We start from the raw sequence: 21613 nt of genomic DNA on the forward strand, positions 1-21613 counted from the left end.
CACTGGAAGGAGAACCGATGTCCGCGCTCGCGCCACCACCGGGCCGCACCTGGAAGGTCGCCGTGCTCGCCGGCATGGCCTCCTACCTCGACGCCGGCGCGCTGGTCACCTCCGGCATCGTGCTCGGCGGCTCCTACGCCGAGGTCCTCTCCCTCGACGCGGGGACGGTGGGCGTCCTGCTCGGAGTGCAGACGCTCGTGTTCGCCCTCGGCGCGCTGTGCGGGGGCCGGCTCGGTGACCTGTTCGGCCGGCGGCGGGTGTTCACGCTGTCGCTGCTGCTCTACGCCGCGGGCACCGTGCTGCTGCTCCTCGCCTCCCCGGTGTGGCTGCTGCACGTCGGTGTCGTCGCCGTCGGGTTGGCCATCGGCGCCGACCTGGCCGCCTCGCTGGCGCTGGTCAACGAGGAGTCTCCCGACGGGCACAAGGGGAAGATGGTCATCCTCTCCAACGTCTTGTGGATCGGCGGCATCGTCGCCGCGCAGGGCCTCAGCGCCGTGGTCGGGTCGTGGGGCCTCGTCGGCGGGCGCATCATGTTCGCGCACCTGCTGGTGGTGGCGGTGGTCGTGCTCGTCCTGCGGTTCACGCTGCGCGAGTCCGCCGAGTGGGTCGCGGCGCGGCGCGCCGTGGAGGCGCCCGGCGACGCGGAGGCCGTCCACTTCAGCCGCGTCGGCCAGCTGTTCCGCGCGCCGGTCGTCTTCCCCGTCGTCGCGCTCGGGGCGTACTACGCCACCTGGAACCTCGGTGCGTCCACGTTGGGCAGTTTCGGCACCTTCCTGTGGACCGACCTCACCGGCGGTGGGGTCGCGGAGTACTCCCGGCTGAGCCTGCTGGGGCTGCCGATCGGGTTCCTGGCCGGCCTGGTGTTCATGCGCGTGGTCGACCGGCCGACGCGGCGCGCGTGGTTCGCGGGCGGCTCGACGCTCATCCTCGTCGCCTGGGCGTTGCCCGCGCTGTTCGGGGCCGACCGGTTCACCCTGATCGCCGTGCTGCTGCTGTCCGGACTCGGCAACGCCTTCTGCGGCGAGGGCATGTACAAGGTGTGGTCGCAGGAGCTCGTCCCGACCCTGCTGCGCACCACGGCCAGCGGGCTCACCACGGCCTTCGCCCGGGTCGTCGCGGCGCTCGCCGCCTTCGGCACCCCGACGCTCGCGCAGGCGAACCCCGCCCTGCTGTTCTGGCTGCTGCTCACCTCCACCGCGGTCGCCTGCGCGATCGGCCTGTTCTGGGTGCCGCGGCTGCCGAAGGCGCGCGAGCTGGAGCCCGTGCCCGACGACGGCACCGCCGAGAGGAGCTCCCCGGCCTGATCCGCTCCACTGTGGACACCGGTCAGCGGGCCGGCACGGTGCTGCCTCCGGTGACCGGTCCGCCGTAGCGCTCCCGCTCGATCTGCTCCAGGCTCTTGCCGCGGGTGCGCGGCGTCCAGATCGTCCCGATCAACAGCGCCGCGACCAGCAGCCCGAGGATGAGCAGACCGAGACCGCGCAAGCCGATCTGGGTCAGCAGCACCGGGAACCACACGCTCAGCAGGCCGACGAGCACCCGCGCGGCCAGGAACAGCACGCCCTGCGCGCTGGCGCGGTAGCGGGTCGCGAACAGCTCGCTGGTCCACAGCCCGTAGAACGCCTGGGCACCGACACCGGCCGAGACGCCCCAGCCGATGGCGAAGAACAGCAGGGTCGCCGTGCTCGGCGGGGCGTAGATCAGCGCGGCCCACGCCGCGACGCCCAGCGCCGCGCCCGAGAAGTACAGCCAGCGGCGGCTCACCCGGTCCGCCAGCAGCATGAAGCCGAAGTAGGTGGCCGCGCTGGTGCAGCCCCACACCAGGACCTGCAGCAGGTACTGCTCGGTCTCCGAGGTCACGCCCGCCGCGTCGTAGACCCGCGGCTGGAAGATGCCGGCCTGCCCGGCGACGGCGTTCCACAGCGCGTACACGCCGAACAGCAGCAGCATCGCGGTGAGGTTGGCCTTCACGCCGAACAGCGCGCGCAGGTTGCCGCCGGTGGACAGCGTGCCGCCCTGGTCCGCCTTGCGGTCGCTCCAGATCCGCGACTCCGGCAGCCCGCGGCGCACCCACCAGGCGACCGCCGCGACGACGAACAGGTGCGCGAAGACCAGCCTGCTGCCGAGCAACCCCAGCGGTGCCACCACGACCGCCAGCAGGTAGCCGACCATCGGGCCGATCGACCACGCCAGCTGCGCCGTCCCCACGTGCGCGGCCCGCTTGTCCGGCGGGGCCTCCTCGGCGATGTAGGTCCACGACGCGGTCACCCCGGCGCCGACCGCGATCCCGGTGAGCACGAAGCCCGTCAGCAGCACCCAGTAGGACGTGGCGAAGACCGCCAGCAGCACGCCGAGCATGTAAAGCAGCAGGTCGTAGGTGTAGATGAACTTCCTGCCGTAGCGGTCGCACAGCGGGCCGCCGATCGCGGCGCCCAGGGCGGCGCCGAAGGCGTTGGCGCTCAACGACGCCAGCAGCCCCACCGCGAGGTCGTCGAGCCCGAAGCGCTCCTGCCACGCGCTGAGGCTGGTGGCGATCGCGATGATCGACCCCGCCTCGATGTAGTTCGACATGGCCACGGCGATCGTCGCCCGCCAGCCCGTCGTGCTCCTGCTGCCCAGTCGAATCCCCATGGGCCCTCCCGTGCATCGGCGTTGATGTGCGGCGAGCGGCAGCCCGCTGCCTGGGGGTGTGCCGGTTCCCGGGAACCGGCACGCAGCCTGCGGCGTGTTGAATCGTTTAAAAGGTGCGGTACACGGTAGGCGGTCCGTCACGGGCCCACAAGACCCACTCGGTCGAGTCGGGCCCCGAGGTCGTGGAGGCGCTCGGTCTGGGTGCCGAGTCTCGGACGGCGAGGTTCCCTGCCCTGCAACGGCGCGGCAGGCGCGTGGGCGGGAGTTCGGGCGCCGAGGGGAGCACGGCTCGACGGGCTGGTGTGGTGACGGACCGGTTGAAAGGTTTCGCCACGCGGATCCCGGTTTCGCCGAGGCGGATGAGGTCGCCGCGGCCGATCGGGTGCGTTCCTGCTGGCGCCCTGGACCGCTGGACCGTCGACCTGGTAGCGCGAACGGCGTGAAGCGCCGTGCGCCAGCCGGGTCGGCGAGAGGCGCCCTCCGCGCTTCCACCGGTCCGGTGGAGGTGGGGGCTTGTCCCTCCGGCCATCAGCCCCTACTCTGCATGAAACGTTTCAAAGGAGTGTCGATGGCGACGACTTCGGAGATCAAGCAGCAGCTCCGCGCGCAGCGGATCGAGACGCCGTCGTGGGCGTACGGGAACTCCGGAACCCGGTTCAAGGTCTTCGCCCAACCCGGCGTACCGCGCACCGTGCGGGAGAAGATCGACGACGCCGCGCAGGTGCACGCCTTCACGGGCGTGGCGCCCAGCGTCGCCCTGCACATCCCGTGGGACCGGGTGGACGACTACGCCGCGCTGGCCGAGTACGCCGAGGACGCCGGGGTGCGGCTCGGCGCGATCAACGCCAACGTCTTCCAGGACGACGACTACAAGCTCGGCAGCGTCACCAACCCGGACCCGCGCGTCCGCCGCAAGGCGCTGGACCACCTGCTGGAGTGCGTGGACATCATGGACGCCACCGGCTCCCGCGACCTCAAGCTGTGGTTCGCCGACGGCACGAACTACCCGGGGCAGGACGACATCCGGGACCGCCAGGACCGGCTGGCCGAAGCGCTGGCGGCGGTGTACGAGCGGCTGGGCGAGGGGCAGCGGATGCTGCTGGAGTACAAGCTCTTCGAGCCCGCCTTCTACACCACCGACGTCCCGGACTGGGGCACCGCCTACGCGCACTGCCTGCAGCTCGGCGAGCGCGCGCAGGTGTGCGTCGACACCGGGCACCACGCGCCCGGCACCAACATCGAGTTCATCGTCGCGGTCCTGCTGCGCGCTGGCAAGCTCGGCGCGTTCGACTTCAACTCCCGCTTCTACGCCGACGACGACCTCATGGTGGGAGCGGCGGACCCGTTCCAGCTGTTCCGCATCATGGTCGAGGTCGTGCGCGGCGGCGGGCTCGACCCGGCGGCGGGCGTGGCGTTCATGCTCGACCAGTGCCACAACGTGGAACCGAAGATCCCCGGCCAGATCCGGTCGGTGTGCAACGTCCAGGAGGCCACCGCCAAGGCGCTGCTGGTGGACCGCGACGCGCTGACCGCGGCGCAGCGCAGCGGTGACGTCATCGGCGCCAACGACGTGCTGATGGACGCCTACAAGACCGACGTGCGCCCGCTGCTGGGCGAACTGCGCGCGGAGATGGGACTCGACCCGGACCCGATGGCCGCCTACCTGCGGTCGGGGTACCAGGAACGGATCGCCGCCGACCGGGTGGGCGGCGCACAAGCGGGGTGGGGAGCCTGATGAGCACAGTCGACGAGCTGATCGCGCGGTCGAACCGGCTGGGCGCCGACCCGGCCAACACCAACTACGCCGGGGGCAACACCTCGGCCAAGGGCCGCGACACCGACCCGGCCACCGGGCAGCCGGTGGACCTGATGTGGGTCAAGGGCTCCGGCGGAGACCTCGGCACGCTGACGCCGGACGGCCTGGCGGTGCTGCGCCTGGACCGGCTGCGCGCGCTGCAGGACGTCTACCCGGGCGTGGAGCGCGAGGACGAGATGGTCGCCGCGCTGGACTACTGCCTGCACGGCAAGGGCGGCGCCGCGCCGTCCATCGACACCGCCATGCACGGGCTGGTGGACGCCGCGCACGTCGACCACCTGCACCCGGACGCGGGCATCGCGCTGGCGACCGCCGCGGACGGCGACGAGCTCACCCAGCGCTGCTTCGGCGACCGCGTGGTGTGGGTCCCCTGGCGGCGCCCCGGTTTCCAGCTGGGGCTGGACATCGCGGCGATCAAGGCCGCCCACCCGCGCGCCATCGGCTGCATCCTCGGCGGTCACGGCATCACGGCGTGGGGCGACACCTCGGAGGAGTGCGAGGCGCACTCGCTGGAGATCATCCGCACCGCCGCGGAGTTCCTCGCCGCCCACGGCAAGCCGGACCCGTTCGGCCCGGCCGTGCCGGAGTACGCGCCGCTGCCGGAGGCGCAGCGGCGGGAACGCGCCGCGGCGCTGGCGCCGGTGCTCCGCGGGCTGGTGTCCACCGACCGCAGGCAGGTCGGGCACTTCACCGACTCCGAGGTGGTGCTGGACTTCCTGGCCCACCGCGAGCACCCCAGGCTGGCGGCACTGGGGACCTCGTGCCCGGACCACTTCCTGCGCACCAAGGTGCGGCCCATGGTGCTGGACCTGCCGCCGACCGCGCCGCTGGACGAGGTGGTCGAGCGGCTGCGAGAGCTGCACGCCGAGTACCGCGAGGACTACCGCGCCTACTACGAGCGCTACGCTACCCCCGACTCGCCGCCGATGCGCGGCGCGGACCCGGCGATCGTGCTGGTCCCGGGCGTGGGCATGTTCTCCTTCGGCGCCGACGCCCAGACCGCCCGCGTGGCCGGGGAGTTCTACGTCAACGCGATCAACGTGATGCGCGGCGCCGAGTCGGTGTCCCGCTACGAGCCGATCGACGAGCGCGAGAAGTTCCGCATCGAGTACTGGGAACTGGAAGAGGCCAAGCTGCGCCGGCGGCCGGAGCCCAAGCCGCTCGCGACGCGGGTCGCGCTGGTCACCGGCGCGGCGTCGGGCATCGGCAAGGCCACGGCGCGCCGGCTCGCGGCGGAGGGGGCGTGCGTGGTCATCGCCGACCGCGACGCCGACGCGGCCGAGGAGGTGGCCCGCGAGCTGGGCGGACCGGACACCGCCGTCGCGGTCGACGTCGACGTCACCGACGAGGACCAGGTCGTGCGCGCCTTCCGGGCCGCCGCGCTGGCCTTCGGCGGCGTGGACCTGGTGGTGAACAACGCGGGCCTGTCCATCTCCAAGCCGCTGCTGGAGACCACTGTGGACGACTGGGACCTGCAGCACGACGTGATGGCCCGCGGCTCGTTCCTGGTGTCCCGGGAGGCCGCGCGGATGCTCGTCGCGCAGGGCCAGGGCGGTGACATCGTCTACATCACCAGCAAGAACAGCGTGGTCGCCGGGCCGAACAACATCGCCTACAGCGCCACGAAGGCCGACCAGGCCCACCAGGTGCGCCTGCTGGCCGCCGAGCTGGGCGAGCACGGCATCCGCGTCAACGGGGTCAACCCGGACGGCGTGGTGCGCGGCTCGGGGATCTTCGCCGGGGGCTGGGGCGCGCAGCGCGCCGCGGTGTACGGGATCGAGGAGTCCGAGCTCGGGGCCTTCTACGCGCAGCGCACGCTGCTCAAGCGCGAGGTGCTGCCGGAGCACGTCGCGAACGCGGTGTTCGTGCTGACCAGCGGCGAGCTCTCCCACACCACCGGGCTGCACGTGCCGGTGGACGCCGGGGTGGCCGCCGCGTTCCTGCGATGACCGCCTTCGCCGCGGTCGACCTGGGCGCCTCCAGCGGGCGCGTCATGGTCGGCCGCCCGGCCGACGGCGGGATCGAGCTGACCGAGGTGCACCGGTTCCCGAACCAGCCGGTGCGCACCGACGGACGGCTGCGCTGGGACATCGCCGCGCTGTACCGGGGAGTCCTCGACGGGCTGCGGGCGGCGGGCCCGGTCAGCTCGATCGGCATCGACTCCTGGGCGGTGGACTACGGCCTGCTCGACGCCGGCGGTGCGCTGGTCGCGAACCCGGTGCACTACCGCGACGCGCGCACGGACGCGGCGATCGAGCGGGTGCTGGCCGCGATCCCGCTCCCGGAGCTCTACGCGAACACCGGCATCCAGTTCCTGCCGTTCAACACGCTGTTCCAGCTGGCGGCGGACCCACCGCCGCCCACGGCCGCGCGGGCGCTGCTGGTGCCCGACCTCATCGCGCACTGGCTGACCGGGGTGCCGGGCACGGAGGAGACCAACGCCTCCACCACCGCGATGCTCGACCCGCGCACCCGGCAGTGGTCGCGGGAGGTCGCCGACCGGGCCGGTGTCGACGTGGGCCTGTTCCCGCCGCTGCGCCGGCCCGGCGACCCGGCCGGGGTGCTGCGGCCCGAGATCGGGCTCGGCGCCGTCCCGGTGCGCGCGGTGGGCTCGCACGACACCGCGTCCGCGGTCGTCGGCGTCCCGGCGGAGGGCGAGGACTTCGCCTACATCTCCTCGGGGACCTGGTCGCTGGTCGGCGTGGAGCTCGACGCGCCGCTGCTGTCGGAGGACGCCCGGCAAGCCGGTTTCACCAACGAAGCCGGGGTGGACGGCACCACGCGGTTCCTGCGCAACGTCACCGGCCTGTGGATCCTCCAGGAGTGCCAGCGGGTGTGGGGGTGCCGCGACACCGCGCGGCTGGTCCGGGAGGCCGCCGAGCTGCCGAGGGGGCCGGTCGTCGACGTCGACGACGCCCGATTCCTGCCGCCCGGCGACATGCCGTCCCGGATCGCCGGCGCCTGCCGGGAGACCGGCCAGCCGGTGCCGGGAACGCCCGCGGAAGTCACCCGGTGCGTGCTGGACAGCCTCGCGGAGGCCTACCGGCGGGCGATCGACGACGCCGTGCGGATCACCGGGCGCCGGGTCGAGGTGGTGCACGTCGTCGGCGGGGGAGCGCAGAACGAGCTGCTCTGCCAGCTCACCGCCGACGCCTGCCGGCGGCCCGTCGTGGCCGGTCCGGTGGAGGCCACCGCGCTGGGCAACGTGCTGGTGCAGGCGCGGGCGCACGGGGTGGTCAGCGGCGGGCTCGCGGACCTGCGGGCGGTGCTCCGGCGCGGGCGGCAGCTGCGCACCCACCTGCCGCGCTAGCCGCGGTCGGCCAGCGTGGACCGGCGGACGACGAGCTCCGGCTGGAAGACCACGCGCTCGTGGGTGTGGCCGGGTTCGCCGCTGGTCTCGGCCAGCAGCAGCTCGGCAGCCTTGCGGCCCAGCTGCCGCGCCGGCTGGCGGACCGAGGTCAGCGGCACGGCCGCGGCCGCGGCGAACTCGATGTCGTCGTAGCCGACGATCGCGACGTCCTCCGGCACGCGCACCCCGGCGGCGAACATCGCCTGCAGCACGCCGAGGGCGAGCAGGTCGTTGGCGCAGAACACCGCGGCCGGCCGTTCGGGCAGGCCCAGCAGCCGGGAACCCGCGTCCCGGCCCGCGGCGACGTCGAGCGTCGTGGTCTCCACGACCGCGAGCGCCTCCTCGGGCAACCCGGCCTCGTCGATCGCGTCGCGGGCGCCCGCCAGCCGGTCGCGGCACTGCGCGAGGCTCATCGGGCCGGTGACGTGGGCGATGCGCTCGTGGCCGCGCTCGACGAGGTGCCGCACGGCCAGCTGCCCGCCCACCACGTCGTCCACCGAGACCGAGCAGGAGTCCTCGTCGTCCGCGGCGACCCGGTCCACGTAGACGTGCGGGATGCCGTTGCGCCGCAGCGCGTCCAGCTGCTCGCTGGAGGTGCCGGTCGGGGTGATCAGCACGCCGCGGACCCGGTGCTCGGCGAACAGCGACAGGTACATCGCCTCGGCCGCCGGGTCCTGCCCGCTGTTGCAGAGCATCACCCCGACGTCGGCGGCGTGGGCGGCCTCCTCGGCCCCGCGCGCGACCTCGACGAAGAACGGGTTGCCCATGTCCAGCACGAGCAGGCCGAGGACACGGCTGCGCCCGGCGCGCAGCTGGCGGGCCGACTCGCTGCGCACGTAGCCGAGCTGGTCGATCACCGACAGCACCCGGCTGCGCGTGGTGGGGGAGAGCAGTTCGGGCCGGTTCAGCGCGTTCGACACGGTCGCGATCGAGACCCCGGCGTGCCGGGCCACGTCCTTGATGCTCACCGCACCGGGCCCACCGCGGCCCCTCCCCGCCATGCACGCCTCCGCAGACCTCGCCGGACCTCCTGCCGGCCGAGTCTACTGCCGCGGCGCCCCGCGACCCGGCCCCGGCGCTCGGCGCCCGGGTTGCTCCGGTGGGTGGAGCCGCGGCCCGCGGGTCCCGCTGAGCGGAATCGGCGTTCGGGGTGGGGTGGTGGTCTCCGCTAGGCATGGGGCGCGGTGGCCGTTCGGTCCCGGCCGGAGCGCCGCGGACCGGGGTGAGAGGGGTGCGGATGACGCGTTGCGTGGTCGTGACCGGGTCGGCGTCGGGGATCGGCGAGGCGCTCGTGCGACTGCTGCGGGAGCAGGGTGACGAGGTGATCGGGGTCGACCGGGACGTCGCCGACGTCCAGGCGGACCTGTCCACCGGCGACGGGCGCGACCGGGCGGTGTCGGGCGTGGCCGAGCGCAGCGCGGGCCGCGTGGACGCCGTGGTCGCCTGCGCCGGTGTCTCGCACCCCGAGCCGGTCACGGTGAGCACCAACTACTTCGGCGTGGTGCGGCTGCTCGAGGGGCTGCGGCCGCTGCTCGCCGCCGCGCCCCGCCCGCGCGCGGCGGTCGTCGGGTCCATCTCGGGCACCCAGCCGGTCGACCCCGGCGTGGTCGAGGCCTGCCTGCAGGACGACGAGCCGGCGGCGCTGGAGCGCGCCCGCGCGGTGGCCGAGCGCGGTGCCGGCCACGAGCTCTACTCCTCGTCGAAGTCCGCCCTGGCCCAGTGGGTGCGGCGGGCGGCGGTGTCGCCGGAGTGGGCCGGTGCCGGGGTGCCGCTCAACGCGGTGGCCCCGGGCGTGGTGCTCAGCCCGATGACCGCACCGCTGCTCGCGGACGAGGAGTGGCGGCAGGTCGTGGAGGAGGCGGTGCCGATGCCGTTGCACGGCTTCGCCGAGCCCGTGGTCATCGCCCGGGCGCTCCGGTGGCTGGTCAGCGAGGACAACACGCACATGGCCGGGCAAGTGATCTATGTGGACGGTGGCGCGGAGGCGACCCTGCGCGGGCCGCAGACCTTCTGAACCGGCGGCGCTCCCGCTGAGCGGGACAGCGGGCGCCGCGGTCGCGAGATCGCACCACTGTGGTGGGAGGAGCACCGAGCGGAGGCGACGGCATGGACGAGTTGCGGGGCACGGTCGCGCTGGTCACCGGCGCGGGGCAAGGCGTCGGTCAGGGCATCGCGCTCGCGCTGGCCGGTGCGGGGGCGTCCGTCGCGGTGGTCGGTCGCACCGCGGCGAAGCTGGACGCCACCTGCGCGCTGGTCCGCGAGCGCGGCGGCCGCGCCGAGCCGTTCCCCTTCGACGTCACCGACACCGCCGCCGTGCCCGGGCTGGTGGAGCGGGTCGTCGAGGCGATGGGCCGGCTCGACGTCCTGGTCAACAACGCCTACACCGGTCGCTTCGGCCCGCTGCTGTCGATGAGCGACGAGGACTTCCAGCGGGGCTTCCAGTCGGGGCCGTTCGCCGCGTTCGCGTTCATGAAAGCCTGCCACCCGCACCTGAAGGCCAGCGGGAACGCCTCGATCGTCAACCTCGTGACCTCGGCGATGGTGCGGTGGGACACCTCGACCTACGGCGCCTACGCCGCGGCGAAGCAGGCCCTGCGCTCGCTGACCAGGACGGCGGCCTCGGAGTGGGGGCGCGACGGGATCCGGGTGAACGCGATCGCGCCGCACGCGCTGTCGCCGAGCCTGGCGGCCTGGACCGAGCGCAATCCGGAGGAGGCCGCGGAGTTCGTCCGGTCCATCCCGTTGGGCCGCATCGGGGACTGCGAGGCCGACATCGGCCGCGCGGTCGTGGCCCTGGTCGGTCCGGACATGCGCTACCTGACCGGGGCCACGCTCGCCCTGGACGGAGGACAGGCCCTCATCAGCTGACCCGCAGCGACCCAGCGGAACAGGAGTGCTCGTGACCACCACGTCCCCACCAGTCCCGGACGTCTTCAGCCCCGGGAAGATCGGTCCCCTGACCCTGCGCAACCGCACGATCAAGGCGGCCACCTACGAAGGGCTCAGCCACCGCGGGAAGGTCACCCGGGACCTGGTCGACTTCCACGTCCGGTACGCGGCGGGCGGGGTCGGCATGACCACGGTGGCCTACTGCGCGGTCTCCCCCGAGGGGCGCACCGACAAGCACCAGGTCCTGTGGCGGCCCGAGGCGCTGCCCGGCCTGCGGGTGCTCACCGACGCCGTCCACGCCGAGGGGGCCGCCGTCTCCGCGCAGATCGGGCACGCCGGTCCCGTCGCCAACCCGACGGGGCGCGGGGTGGTGCTGGCACCGAGCCGGCACTTCCGCGGGCTCGGCTTCACCACGCCGGCGAGCCTCGGCGACCTGCACCGCATCGTGCGCGACCACGCCGCCGCGGCGCGCATGGCGATCGAGGCGGGGTTCGACGCGGTCGAGGTGCACCTCGGGCACAACTACCTGGCCAGCTCCTTCCTGAGCCCGAAGCTCAACCGCCGCACCGACTCCTACGGCGGCGACCTGGAGAACCGGGCGCGGCTGGCGCGGGAGATCATGACCGCGGTGCGCGAGGCGGTCGGCGACCGGATCGCCATCATCGCCAAGATGAACATGGACGACGGCGTGCCGGGCGGGTTCTGGCTCGACGAGGCCATCGTGGTGGCGCAGTGGCTGGAGGCCGACGGGTCGGTCGACGCGCTGGAGATGACGGCAGGCAGCTCGCTGCGCAACCCGATGTACCTGTTCAAGGGCGACGTGCCGCTCGACGCCTTCGCCGAGGTCATGCCGAAGCCGATCCGGCTCGGGGTGAAGCTGTTCGGCCGCGCCTTGCTGCGCGAGTACCCGTACCGGGACGGCTACCTGCTCGACGACGCCCGGCAGATCAGGGCCGCGGTGAAGCTGCCGATGGTCCTGCTCGGCGGCATCACGAACAAGGAGGTCATGGACCGCGGCATGGCCGAGGGCTTCCAGTTCGTCGCCATGGCGCGCGCCCTGCTGCGGGAACCGGACCTGGTCAACCGGATCCAGGCCGACCACCGCGTCCGGTCGCTGTGCAACCACAACAACCGCTGCATGCCGACGAACTTCACCGGCGCGCGGTGCGTGCTGGTCGACCGCGCCACCACGCGGTCGCAGACCTGGGGCACCGAGGCCGGTTACGTCGGTGCGTCCACTGAGGACCGATGAGCCGGCGGGAGACGGTCGCCGACCTGCTGCTGGACCGGCTGGGCGACCACCGGCCCGGTCTGCGGTCCCGGGAGCGGACCTGGACCTGGGACGAGGTGGTGCGCCAGAGCGCGGCGCGCGCGGCCGGTCTCCGGGAGCTGCGTGAGACGGACCGCCCGTTCCACGTGGGCGTCCTGCTCGACAACGTCCCCGAGTACGTCCTCTGGCTCGGCGCGGCGGCGCTGGCCGGTGCGACGGTGGTCGGCATCAACCCCACCCGGCGCGGCGCCGACCTCGCCGCGGAGGTGCGGCACACCGACCTGCAGCTGGTGGTGACCGACGCCGCGGGGCTGGAGCTGCTCGGCGAGCTGGACATCGGCGTCCCGCGGGACCGCTTCCTGCTGGTGGACTCCCCGGAGTACGCCGCGCAGCTGGCGACCTGGCCCGCCGAGCCGGTCCGGGACCCGGCGGTCACGGCGCGGACCCGGGTGCTGCTGCTGTTCACCTCCGGCACCACCGGGACGTCGAAAGCCGCCATCTGCTCCCAAGGACGCCTCGTCGGGCTGGCCCACCAGAACAGCGCGAAGTACCACATCGGCCGCGACGACGTCTGCTACTGCTGCATGCCGCTGTTCCACGGCAACGCGCTCATGGCGTTGTGGGCCCCAGCGCTGCTCGCGGGCGCGTGCGTGGCGCTGGCCCCGAGGTTCACCGCGTCGGGCTTCCTGCCGGACGTGCGCCGCTACGGCGCGACGTACTTCACCTACGTCGGCAAGGCGATCAGCTACGTGCTGGCCCAGCCGGAGCGCCCGGACGACGCCGACAACACGCTGACGCACGGGTTCGGCACCGAGGCCTCGCCCGAGGACCGGGCCGAGTTCCGGCGCCGCTTCGGGGCGACCCTGTACGAGGGCTACGGGTCGAGCGAGAGCGCCGGGATGGTCGAACGCGCACCCGGGGCACCACCCACGGCGCTCGGGGTCCCGGCGCACGCGGGCGTGCGCGTGGTCGACCCCGACACGCTCGAGACCTGCCCGCCCGCGGAGCTGGACGAGCACGGCCGGGTGCGCAACGCCGAGGAGGCCATCGGCGAGATCGTCAACACCGAGGGCGCCGCGACGTTCGAGGGCTACTACAACAACCCGGCCGCCAACGCCGAGCGCGTCCGCCACGGCTGGTACTGGACCGGGGACCTCGGCTACCTCGACCGCGACGGCCACCTCTACTTCGCCGGCCGCTCCGGCGACTGGATCCGGGTGGACGGGGAGAACCTTTCCGCGCTGCTGGTGGAACGGGTCCTGCGGCGGCACCCCGACATCGTCGCCGCCGCGGTGTTCGCGGTGCCCGACCCGCGTTCCGGCGACCAGGTCATGGCGGCCGTCGAGACCCCGGTGCGGTTCGCCGACCTGCACCTCGCCGAGTTCCTCGCCGCGCAGGAAGACCTGGGTCCGAAGGCGTTCCCGCGCTACGTGCGGGTGTCCGCGCAGCTGCCCACCACCGGCTCGGGCAAGCTCCGCAAGAAGGAGATGCAGGCGACCGGCTGGCGCACCACCGACGAGGTGCACTGGTGGGTCGGCCGCGGCGCACCGTCGTACGTGCTCATGACCGAGCAGGACGAGCAGGACCTCCGCGCGCAGTTCGCCGCGCACGGCCGGGAGCGCTTCCTGCCGTGAACCGGGCCGGTCAGTCGCGGAACGGGTCGTCGACGTGCTCGGCGATCTCGGCGACCGAGCCGATGACCTTGGTCGGCTGGTAGGGGTACCGCGCCGCGGTGCCGGCGTCGGAGAGCCCGGAGAGCACGAGGATGGTCTGCGTCCCGGACTCGATGCCGGAGCGCACGTCGGTGTCCATGCGGTCGCCGAGCACGATGGTGTGCTCGGAGTGCGCGCCCAGCGCCCGCAGCGCGTAGCGCATCATGAGCGGGTTCGGCTTGCCGATGAAGTACGGCGTCCGCCCGGTCACGCGTTCGATGAGCGCGGCGACGGCGCCGGTCGCGGGCAGGGACCCCTCCCAGCCGGGCCCTTTCTCGTCGGGGTTGGTGGCCAGGAACCGCGCGCCGGACTCCACCAGCCGGATGGCCCGGGTGATCGCCGCGAAGCTGTACGTGCGGGTCTCGCCGAGCACGACGTAGTCGGGGTCGTCGTCGGTGAGCACGTAGCCGACGTCGGTCAGCGCCGTGGTCAGCCCGGCCTCGCCCACGACGTAGGCGGACCCGCCGGGCCGCTGTTGGTCGAGGAACTGGGCGGTGGCCAGCGCGGAGCTCCAGATGGCCTCCTCGGGCACGTCCAGCCCGCAGGCCAGCAGCCGCGCCCGCTGGTCGTGCGGTGTCTCGACCGAGTCGTTGGTGAACACCAGGTGCGGGATCCCGTGGGCGCGCAGGGCGGCCAGGAACGCGGCCGCGCCGTCGGCGACGTGCTGCTCGTCGCGCATGAGCACGCCGTTGAGGTCCATCAGGTAGGTCCAGGCAGCTGCGTCGGTCATGGACCCGATGGTCCGCCACGCGCGCCGGAACGGCGCCCTGGCTCACGCCCGGTGCGCGACGGCACGGAGCTGGTGCAGCACGGTCCAGCCGACCACGACCGCCACCAGGGTCGTCGTGGCCAGGCCGAGCCCCGCGACGCCGACCGCGGTCAGCACCGGCCCGGCCAGCGCGCCCCGGCGGCACCCAGCAGGTTCACGGCCAGGTCGGAGGTGCCCCGCAGCGCGGGGCGGTCGCGTTCGGCCGCAGGACACGGACCCCGCAGCGGGCCCGCCGGGTGCCTGCGCCGTCGCCGCTCGGGGCGGGCGGGGTGAGCGACCGCAGCCCGACGAGGTGGACGACCGCCGCCGCGGTCTGCGCGACCACGGTGAACGCGAAGGCACCGGTCAGCGTGGGCATGCCCAGCCACCGCCCGACGGCCGCGCCCGGTTCGAGGAGGTGGGACCGGCCACCGCCCCGATCGTCGTCGCCCACACCACGAGGGACAGGTCGCGAGCGCGGGTGCCGGGAGTGGGCAGGTCGGTGGCCGCGAAGCGCGCCTGCAGGCCCACGGCGGTCCCCGAGCCGACGAGCGCGAGTCCGACGAGCAGGAGCGGGACGGTGGCGAGGGCGGCGGAGGCGATCGTGACGCAGGCACGGGCGCCGGACAGCGCCCCGCCGAGGGCCAGCGCGGTGCCGCGGCCGCGGGTGATGGCCACCCGCGCGAGCGGAACGGCGAACGCGGCGGCGCCGAGGGTGTTCATGGTGGCGGCCACCAGGAGCTCCGCCACGGCGGCGGGGGTCCGCGACGACCGACGCGCGGGGTCAGGGCAGGGTGCGGGCGATGAGGGCGGCGCGCAGGTGGGTCGCGTCGGTGGCGTCCGCCGGGTTGAGCCCGGTCAGCTCGCAGATCTTGCGCATGCGGTAGTCGACGGTGTTCGGGTGCACGTGCAGGCGGCTGGCGGTGCGGCGGCGGTTGAGGCCGGTGCCGAGGTGGGTGCGCAGCGTCTCCAGCAGGTCGGGTTCGCCCTCGAGGGGCCGCAGGCGCGCGGCCAGCACGTCGCGTGCCGGACCGGGGCGGGTCAGCTGGTAGTCCAGCGCGAGGTCGGCGAGCGTGTAGACCCCGGGCGGACGTCCCGCCACCGCCAGCCGGCGCAGCTCGTGCGCGGTGCGCGCGGCCTCGGGGATGCCGGGGACCGGGGCCGACACCGCCCCGACGGTCACGGCGGCGCCCGCCGCCTCGCCCGCGGCCAGCACGAAGTCGTGCACGCGCCGGTCCGGGTCGGCCGTGTCGTCGCGGGCGATGAGCACGACGCCGCCGTGCGCGGTGAGCCGGGACAGCAGCGGTTGCGGCGACCGCAGCTCCAGTTCGGCGCGGAACCGGCGGAGCTTGCGCCACCGCGCGACGTCGGCGTTGGTGCCGGGGGCGGACTCGTCCGGGTGCGCCGCGAGCTCCACGTCGAGCACCGCGTAGCTGCCGGCCAGGCTCACCCCCAACCGGGCCGCCGCGTCGGCCGCGTCACCCCCGGTCAGCAGCGCCGACAGCAGGTCCTGCTTCGCGGCGTGCGCGTCGGCCAGGAAGGTGTCCCGCTCCTGGAAGTACACCGAAGCGGCCACCGTGGTGATCTCGCGCAGGTAGCGCAGCAGCACCTGCACCACCTCGACGAGGGTGCCCACGTCCTCGGGCCCGGCCTGCTCGCTGAAGTGCTCCCACGCCACCCGGACGCCCACGTTGTGCGCGTTGAGCACCGCCTCGATCGGCACGCCCTCCTCGGCCCGGTGCAGGATGTCCTCGCGCAGCTCCGCCAGCGCGTGGGGGTCGGGGGCGCCGCCGCCGCGCAGCATCCGGCCGACCATCGCCAGGCCCCGCTCGATGATCCGGGTGATGTCCCCGCGCAGTTCCTCCTCCGGGAGTTCGGCGTAGGCGGGCAGTTCCGCGACCAGCTGTGCGAGCACCGCGGGCACCAGCTCGGGCGCGGTGTCGGCGATGACCTGGTGCAGCGGTCGGCCGCGCCAGTCGAGCCCAGCGTTGGAGTTGATCACAACGACGACCTCCCAAGACTGGAGAACTCACCATCCCCTTCCCGCGCGGGCGGGGTGCAGGATGGTAACCGGACTTCCTACTCGTAGGTAACTTGCTGCACGTCGTCGATCCCGGGGTTGCCATGGACTCTCCAGAGAAGGGCCGGATCAGCCGACGCTCCGTGCTCATCACCGGCGGTGCGGCCGCGGTGAGCGCCGCTGCGTGGCCGGGGACCGCCGCCGCCGCACCGGTGGGCGGTTCCGGCGCCGACGCCGACGCGATCGTGGTGGGCGCCGGACTTGCCGGGTTGGTGGCCACCTCGGAACTGGTGGCCGCCGGCCGCAAGGTCCTGCTGCTGGACCAGGAACCGGAGGCGAGCCTCGGCGGGCAGGCCTTCTGGTCGCTCGGCGGGCTGTTCTTCATCGACTCCGAGGAGCAGCGGTTGGCGGGGATCAGCGACTCGCTGGAGCTGGCCCGCGCGGACTGGTTCGGCAACGCCGGTTTCGACCGCGACCCCGACGACCCGCTGGGCGAGGACCACTGGGCCGCGCGGTGGGCCGACGCCTACCTGGAGTTCGCCGCGACCGAGAAGCGCGCTTGGCTGCACGGGATGGGCGTGCGCTGGGTGCCGTACGTCGGCTGGGCCGAGCGGGGTGGGCAGCTCGCGGACGGGCCGGGCAACTCGGTCCCGCGCTTCCACCTCACGCTCGGCACCGGGCCCGGGGTGGTGGAGCCGTTCGAGAAGAAGGTACGCGAAGCCGCTGAGCGCGGCCTGGTCTCGTTCCGCTTCCGCCACCAGGTGGACGAGCTGACGGTCACCGGCGGCCGCGTCGACGGTGTGCGGGGCGGTGTCCTGGAACCCAGCGACGCACCGCGCGGGACTCCCAGTTCTCGCACCAGGGTCGGGGACTTCGAGCTGCACGCCCCGGTCGTGGTCGTCACCTCCGGCGGCATCGGCGGCAACCACGACCTGGTCCGGCAGAACTGGCCCGAGTGGCTGGGAGAACCGCCGAAGCGCATGGTGACCGGCGTCCCGGCCCACGTGGACGGCCGCATGCTGGCGATCAGCGAGCGGGCCGGGGCCCGGCTGGTCAACCGGGACCGGATGTGGCACTACACGGAAGGCTTGATCAACCACAGCCCGATCTGGCCCGGTCACGGCATCCGGGTGCTGGCCGCGCCCTCGTCGCTGTGGTTCGACGCCCGCGGCCGCCGGTTCCCGAACCCCGGCATCCCCAGCTACGACACGCTCGGCACGCTCAAGCTCATCCAGGACACCGGCTACGACCACTCCTGGTTCGTGCTCAACAAGCGGATCATCGACAAGGAGTTCGTGCTCTCCGGGTCCGAGCAGAACCCCGAGCTGACCCGCAAGGACCTCGCGGGCTACCTGGCGAGCCGGCTGCTCAACGACACGCCGCCACCGGTGAAGGCGTTCCTGGACCGCGGCGAGGACTTCGTCACCGCCTCGACGGTGCCCGAGCTGGTGGCCGGGATGAACCGGTTGGTCGGGGCGGACCTCATCGACGCCGGCGAGCTGGAGCACCAGATCGTGTTGCGGGACCGCCAGGTGGACAACAACTTCACCAAGGACGACCAGATCATGGGCATCCGCAACTCGCTGGCCTACCTCGGCGACAGCGTCGTGCGCACCACGCCCCTGCACAAGGTCCTGGACCCGGCGGCGGGCCCGCTCATCGCGATCCGGATGAACATCCTGACCCGCAAGACGCTCGGCGGTCTGCAGACCGACCTGTCCGGCCGCGTCCTGGACGCGCAGGCCCAGCCGATCCCCGGCCTGTACGCCGCGGGTGAGGTGGCGGGCTTCGGCGGCGGTGGGGTGCACGGCTACCGCGCGCTGGAAGGCACCTTCCTCGGCGGCTGCCTGTTCTCCGGTCGCCAGGCGGGCCGGGCCGCGGCCGAGGCGACGGCCTGAGCGGGAGTCCACTGAGGACGGACCGGGGCGCCGCGGCGGTGCCTCGGGCGCGGTGCCTAGCGGGCCACCAGCGGACCGATGAGCAGCCGGGCCGCCCGCCGGATGTCGGCCTCGGCCTGCTCGACCGGGGTCTTGCCGCTGAGGCTGGAGACGAGCACCCCCCACCAGCTGTAGACGAGCAGGCGGACGGTGCTGCGCACGTCCTCGTCGGGCGCGACGCGGCTCAGGGTACGCAGGATCGCCCGGTACAGCGCCGAATCCCCTTCCGGGGCGCCGAAGGGCTCCAGCGCGTAGCGGGCGGCGGTGCTCTGCACCATCGCCGCGCAGAGCCGGGGCCGGCGCAGCAGCTCGTGGCACGACGACACCAGCACCTCCCCGATGTCGGCCACCAGGTCCTCGCCGCCGGCCGGGCTCAGCCGGTCCACGAACGCGCTGAGCTGCTCCTCGAAGACCGCGGCGAACAGGTGCGTCTTGGACGGGAAGTAGCGGTAGAGCGTGCCGATGGCCACCCCGGCGTCCTTGGCCACCTCGTTCATCTGCACGCGGTCGAAGTCCGCCGTGGCGCCGAGTTCCGCGGCGGCGTGGAGGATGCGGTCGCGGCGCGCGACCTGCCCCTCGGACACCGGCGATGCGGGAGGGCGTGGTCCGGCGATCCTCGCCACTCTTCCCCCCCCTGTTCCGGTCACGCGTGGTCTGCTCCCAGGGTAGGGCAGGCGCTGCTGCTGACCGCCCGGGAGGAGGGCTCCGCGCACCGGCTCGCCCGCACCGCGCCGCCGCACGGTGCTGGGGGGATCCGCCGGTCGTCCCGATCTGGCGGGGTCGCAACGCTGTTCCCGGGAAGGACCGTAGGAGCGGGCGAGTGCGTCCGGGCCGGTCCGTCCCGCCCAGCGGGACCCGGGGTGCACCGCTACGACTGGTCGTCGCTGACCGCGGCCAGGCGGCGCGCGGGCCCGCGCGGGAGGGTGACGTCCTCGCGCGGCGGGGCCGAGGACCCGAACAGCTCGGCCGACACGGCGTGGGCGGCCTGCACGACGAGGGGAGCGACGCGCTCCAGCGGCGCTCGCGCGTCACCGACGAGCGAGATCGCCGCGACCGGGCCGTCCTCGCCGCGCAGCGCCATGCCCACGCAGCCGACCTTCGAGAAGCACTCGCCGCGCTCGAACGCCAGCCCGCGGCGCCGCCGGATCCGGTCCAGCTCCTGGTGCAGGACGGCGAGATCGGTGATGCTGCGCGGGGTGCGGCGCACCGCGCCGGCGTACTCGGCGTCGACGCGTTCCGGTGGCAGCCACGCGAGCATCGCCTTGCCGAGCGCGGTGCAGTGCGCGGGAGCCCGGCCGCCGACGCGGGAGGGCACCTCCACCGCGGACCGGCCCCCGACCTTGTCGAGGTAGTACACGTCGGTGCCGGTGAGGACCGCGAGGTGCACGACCAGGTCGGTGCGGATCGCCAGGTCGTGGAGCACCGGTGCGGCCGCGCTGCGCAGGGCGTTCTGCGCGGGCTCGCGGCCGCCGAGGCCGAGCGCGCGCCCGCCCAGCCGGTACCCGGCGTTCGTGTGCTCGAGCCACCGCAAGCGGACGAGCTGGTCCAGGATCCGGTGCGCCGTGGAACGGGGGAGCCGGGTCCGCCGGGTGACGTCCTCCAGCGTCCGGTGGGTGTGCGGGTGCTCGAACAGGTCCAGGATCAGCGTCATCCGCTCCACCATGGACGGCGGGACCGGCCGCTCGACTGCCGACTCGGCACTCGTCCTCATCGTCGAGGCCATGCCACACCTCTCGATCGGCAGGATTGAAATCAATTCTAGTGCACGCTAGCAGCGACGGACGCGGGCCGGAAGCATCCGAACGGCGAAAACCCCTGTGCCGGACCGGGAGTCCGGTGACAGACGGTGGACAGGGTCCTGCTCCGTTCCGCTCAGCAGGACTGCGCGTTGCGCAGGCGGAGCCGTTGCCCTACCGTCGCGCGCGCCGGGGTGGTGACCGGGGTCCGGACCTGCGACGCGTCCACAGTGGACCACATGTTGTCCCGGGGTGGCTGGAACGGTTCCGCTGGAGGGAGTCCCATGCCCAGTGCGCAGGAGGTGTTCGGCGGTGGTCTCGCCGTGGTGACCGGTGCCGGGGAGGGCATCGGTGCCGGGGCGGTGCGCCACCTGGTCGGCGACCTCGGCATGACCGTCGTCGCCGCCGACTCCGACGAGACCGCGGTGCACCGGCTCGCCGCCGCGCTGGGCGAGCGTGTGGTGCCGCGCGTCGTCGACGTCCGCGACGCCGACGCGGTGGACCGGCTGGCCTGCCAGGTGGAGGAGGAGCTCGGGCCCGTCCGGCTGCTGCTCACCGGCGCCCAGGTCGAGCAGTCCAGCTACCTGTGGGACGTGCCGACGCTGGACTGGCAGCGGGTCGTGGACGTCGGCATCAGCGCCGCCTTCCACGGCATCCGGGCGTTCCTGCCGAGCATGATCTCCTCCGGGCAGCACGCCCACGTGCTCGCGCTCGCCCCGACCGGAGCCGTCACCGCGGTGCCCCGGCGCGGCCCGTGCACCCTGAGCACGCACGCGGTGCTGGCCATGGTCGAGTGCCTGCACCAGGAGATCGCCGAGGTCGGCGCGGACGTGGCGGTCTCCGCGGTGCTGCCGGGGCCGGTGGCGTCCGGTGACCCCCGTGAGGCCGCGGACCCGTCGGCGATGAGCGCCGACGACGCCGCGCGGACCGTCGTCGCGCAGGCCGCGCGCGGCGAGTTCTACATCGCCACCCACCCCGAGGTGCACGAGGCGCTGGCCGCGCGCGCCGGGCAGCTGGCCAACCGGCGCGCCCCGATCACCGCGCAGCACGCCGGGCTGCCCGGGTGACGGCAGCCGATCCGAGGAGGGACCTGTGCCGGAGCCGTCCGTGATCCGCGACGTCGTCGCGCGCTACGTCGAGGGACTGGCGTCGGGGAACGCGGCGGACGTCGCGGCGCTCTACGCGCCCGAGGCCACGCTCGAGGACCCGGTGGGCAGCGGGGTCCACCGCGGCCGGGACGCGATCACCGCGTTCTACGCCGACGTCGAGCGGGTGCGGATGCGCACCGACCTGCTCGCGGTGCGGGTGGCCGGGGACAGCGCCGCCTTCCACTTCCGGGTGCGCACCGAACTCCCGGACGGCGCGGTGGAGGTCGAACCGATCGACGTCATGACCTTCGACGAAGACGGGCGGATCACCAGCATGCGGGCGTTCTGGTCGCCCGAGGACGTGCACCCCGCCGCGTGACCGGGCGGGCGCCCGGCCTCGATCGGGAGTTCGGATGA

The 21613-nt window shown here is 73.8% G+C and carries 19 protein-coding genes; 11 read left to right on the top strand and 8 right to left on the bottom strand.

What is annotated here, in order from left to right:
• Positions 1-17: 17 nt before the first annotated feature.
• On the top strand, positions 18-1304 hold the full coding sequence (locus HNR68_RS15125) for an MFS transporter (protein ID WP_179721509.1): 1287 nt from the start codon (positions 18-20) through the stop codon (positions 1302-1304).
• A 22-nt stretch (positions 1305-1326) separates the two neighbouring features.
• On the opposite strand, the gene HNR68_RS15130 is transcribed toward HNR68_RS15125, so the two are convergent.
• Positions 1327-2631, bottom strand: coding sequence for an MFS transporter (locus HNR68_RS15130; protein ID WP_218888312.1), 1305 nt, complete (start codon positions 2629-2631; stop codon positions 1327-1329).
• Positions 2632-3199: 568 nt separating this feature from the next.
• On the opposite strand from HNR68_RS15130, the gene rhaI reads away from it, so the two are divergent.
• The 3 genes from rhaI to HNR68_RS15145 are packed head-to-tail and all read left to right on the top strand — an operon-like array spanning position 3200 to position 7757.
• Positions 3200-4366, top strand: a complete 1167-nt coding sequence (gene rhaI, locus HNR68_RS15135) for an L-rhamnose isomerase (protein WP_179721511.1) — start codon at positions 3200-3202, stop codon at positions 4364-4366.
• A complete protein-coding gene (locus HNR68_RS15140) occupies positions 4366-6396 on the top strand; it encodes a bifunctional aldolase/short-chain dehydrogenase (RefSeq protein WP_179721513.1) in 2031 nt (676 codons plus the stop codon). The genes rhaI and HNR68_RS15140 overlap by 1 nt, the downstream gene beginning before the upstream one ends.
• Positions 6393-7757 carry a rhamnulokinase gene (locus HNR68_RS15145; protein WP_179721515.1) on the top strand — a complete coding sequence of 455 codons (1365 nt, stop codon included), beginning with the start codon at positions 6393-6395 and terminating at the stop codon, positions 7755-7757. Before HNR68_RS15140 ends, HNR68_RS15145 begins: the two co-directional genes overlap by 4 nt.
• Here HNR68_RS15145 and HNR68_RS15150 read toward each other — a convergent pair.
• A complete protein-coding gene (locus HNR68_RS15150; protein WP_179721517.1) occupies positions 7754-8797 on the bottom strand; it encodes a LacI family DNA-binding transcriptional regulator in 1044 nt (347 codons plus the stop codon). The two genes, HNR68_RS15145 and HNR68_RS15150, sit on opposite strands and share 4 nt — an antisense overlap.
• Positions 8798-9033: 236 nt before the next feature.
• Between HNR68_RS15150 and HNR68_RS15155 the strand changes: the two genes are divergently transcribed.
• The 4 genes from HNR68_RS15155 to casI all read left to right on the top strand — a co-directional run bounded on the left by HNR68_RS15155 (position 9034) and on the right by casI (position 13589).
• The gene (locus HNR68_RS15155; RefSeq protein WP_179721519.1) at positions 9034-9810 is read left to right on the top strand and encodes an SDR family oxidoreductase; all 777 of its coding nucleotides are present in this window, start codon (positions 9034-9036) and stop codon (positions 9808-9810) included.
• Positions 9811-9902: 92 nt separating this feature from the next.
• Positions 9903-10664: an SDR family NAD(P)-dependent oxidoreductase gene (locus HNR68_RS15160; protein WP_179721521.1), complete on the top strand. Its 762-nt coding sequence runs from the start codon at positions 9903-9905 to the stop codon at positions 10662-10664.
• A 25-nt stretch (positions 10665-10689) separates the two neighbouring features.
• Positions 10690-11937, top strand: a complete 1248-nt coding sequence (locus tag HNR68_RS15165) for an NADH:flavin oxidoreductase (protein ID WP_380573258.1) — start codon at positions 10690-10692, stop codon at positions 11935-11937.
• Positions 11934-13589, top strand: coding sequence for a steroid-22-oyl-CoA synthetase (gene casI, locus HNR68_RS15170; protein ID WP_179721525.1), 1656 nt, complete (start codon positions 11934-11936; stop codon positions 13587-13589). Before HNR68_RS15165 ends, casI begins: the two co-directional genes overlap by 4 nt.
• 10 nt (positions 13590-13599) lie before the next feature.
• Here casI and HNR68_RS15175 read toward each other — a convergent pair whose 3' ends face one another.
• The 4 genes from HNR68_RS15175 to HNR68_RS15190 form a co-directional block, all read right to left on the bottom strand.
• Complete coding sequence (locus HNR68_RS15175) at positions 13600-14397, bottom strand: HAD-IIA family hydrolase (RefSeq protein ID WP_179721527.1); 798 nt, start codon at positions 14395-14397, stop codon at positions 13600-13602.
• Positions 14398-14590: 193 nt separating this feature from the next.
• Positions 14591-14794 (bottom strand): hypothetical protein, encoded by a 204-nt coding sequence (locus HNR68_RS15180; protein WP_179721529.1) that lies wholly within the window; start codon positions 14792-14794, stop codon positions 14591-14593.
• Positions 14782-15165: a hypothetical protein gene (locus HNR68_RS15185; protein WP_179721531.1), complete on the bottom strand. Its 384-nt coding sequence runs from the start codon at positions 15163-15165 to the stop codon at positions 14782-14784. Before HNR68_RS15185 ends, HNR68_RS15180 begins: the two co-directional genes overlap by 13 nt.
• Positions 15166-15199: 34 nt before the next feature.
• Positions 15200-16417 carry an RsbRD N-terminal domain-containing protein gene (locus tag HNR68_RS15190; RefSeq protein ID WP_179721533.1) on the bottom strand — a complete coding sequence of 406 codons (1218 nt, stop codon included), beginning with the start codon at positions 16415-16417 and terminating at the stop codon, positions 15200-15202.
• A 122-nt stretch (positions 16418-16539) separates the two neighbouring features.
• On the opposite strand from HNR68_RS15190, the gene HNR68_RS15195 reads away from it, so the two are divergent.
• Positions 16540-18333: an FAD-binding dehydrogenase gene (locus HNR68_RS15195; protein ID WP_179721535.1), complete on the top strand. Its 1794-nt coding sequence runs from the start codon at positions 16540-16542 to the stop codon at positions 18331-18333.
• A gap of 56 nt (positions 18334-18389) precedes the next feature.
• On the opposite strand, the gene HNR68_RS15200 is transcribed toward HNR68_RS15195, so the two are convergent.
• Positions 18390-18956: a TetR/AcrR family transcriptional regulator gene (locus HNR68_RS15200; protein WP_343050167.1), complete on the bottom strand. Its 567-nt coding sequence runs from the start codon at positions 18954-18956 to the stop codon at positions 18390-18392.
• A 284-nt stretch (positions 18957-19240) separates the two neighbouring features.
• Positions 19241-20095, bottom strand: a complete 855-nt coding sequence (locus tag HNR68_RS15205; RefSeq protein ID WP_179721537.1) for an IclR family transcriptional regulator — start codon at positions 20093-20095, stop codon at positions 19241-19243.
• 297 nt (positions 20096-20392) lie between these two features.
• Between HNR68_RS15205 and HNR68_RS15210 the strand changes: the two genes are divergently transcribed.
• Both HNR68_RS15210 and HNR68_RS15215 read left to right on the top strand, forming a co-directional pair.
• On the top strand, positions 20393-21175 hold the full coding sequence (locus tag HNR68_RS15210; protein ID WP_179721539.1) for an SDR family NAD(P)-dependent oxidoreductase: 783 nt from the start codon (positions 20393-20395) through the stop codon (positions 21173-21175).
• 25 nt (positions 21176-21200) lie between these two features.
• The gene (locus HNR68_RS15215; RefSeq protein ID WP_179721549.1) at positions 21201-21575 is read left to right on the top strand and encodes an SgcJ/EcaC family oxidoreductase; all 375 of its coding nucleotides are present in this window, start codon (positions 21201-21203) and stop codon (positions 21573-21575) included.
• Positions 21576-21613 lie beyond the last annotated feature (38 nt).

It is taken from the genome of Saccharopolyspora hordei (assembly GCF_013410345.1).
Classification (GTDB): Bacteria; Actinomycetota; Actinomycetes; order Mycobacteriales; family Pseudonocardiaceae; genus Saccharopolyspora; species Saccharopolyspora hordei.

What these genes read in the sequence shown, in the direction of transcription:
- HNR68_RS15125 (WP_179721509.1), top strand. Translation starts at nt 18, where the DNA reads ATGTCCGCGCTCGCGCCACCACCGGGCCGCACCTGGAAGGTCGCCGTG.
- HNR68_RS15130 (WP_218888312.1), bottom strand. Translation starts at nt 2,631, where the DNA reads ATGGGGATTCGACTGGGCAGCAGGAGCACGACGGGCTGGCGGGCGACG.
- rhaI (WP_179721511.1), top strand. Translation starts at nt 3,200, where the DNA reads ATGGCGACGACTTCGGAGATCAAGCAGCAGCTCCGCGCGCAGCGGATC.
- HNR68_RS15140 (WP_179721513.1), top strand. Translation starts at nt 4,366, where the DNA reads ATGAGCACAGTCGACGAGCTGATCGCGCGGTCGAACCGGCTGGGCGCC.
- HNR68_RS15145 (WP_179721515.1), top strand. Translation starts at nt 6,393, where the DNA reads ATGACCGCCTTCGCCGCGGTCGACCTGGGCGCCTCCAGCGGGCGCGTC.
- HNR68_RS15150 (WP_179721517.1), bottom strand. Translation starts at nt 8,797, where the DNA reads ATGGCGGGGAGGGGCCGCGGTGGGCCCGGTGCGGTGAGCATCAAGGAC.
- HNR68_RS15155 (WP_179721519.1), top strand. Translation starts at nt 9,034, where the DNA reads ATGACGCGTTGCGTGGTCGTGACCGGGTCGGCGTCGGGGATCGGCGAG.
- HNR68_RS15160 (WP_179721521.1), top strand. Translation starts at nt 9,903, where the DNA reads ATGGACGAGTTGCGGGGCACGGTCGCGCTGGTCACCGGCGCGGGGCAA.
- casI (WP_179721525.1), top strand. Translation starts at nt 11,934, where the DNA reads ATGAGCCGGCGGGAGACGGTCGCCGACCTGCTGCTGGACCGGCTGGGC.
- HNR68_RS15175 (WP_179721527.1), bottom strand. Translation starts at nt 14,397, where the DNA reads ATGACCGACGCAGCTGCCTGGACCTACCTGATGGACCTCAACGGCGTG.
- HNR68_RS15180 (WP_179721529.1), bottom strand. Translation starts at nt 14,794, where the DNA reads ATGCCCACGCTGACCGGTGCCTTCGCGTTCACCGTGGTCGCGCAGACC.
- HNR68_RS15195 (WP_179721535.1), top strand. Translation starts at nt 16,540, where the DNA reads ATGGACTCTCCAGAGAAGGGCCGGATCAGCCGACGCTCCGTGCTCATC.
- HNR68_RS15205 (WP_179721537.1), bottom strand. Translation starts at nt 20,095, where the DNA reads ATGGCCTCGACGATGAGGACGAGTGCCGAGTCGGCAGTCGAGCGGCCG.
- HNR68_RS15210 (WP_179721539.1), top strand. Translation starts at nt 20,393, where the DNA reads ATGCCCAGTGCGCAGGAGGTGTTCGGCGGTGGTCTCGCCGTGGTGACC.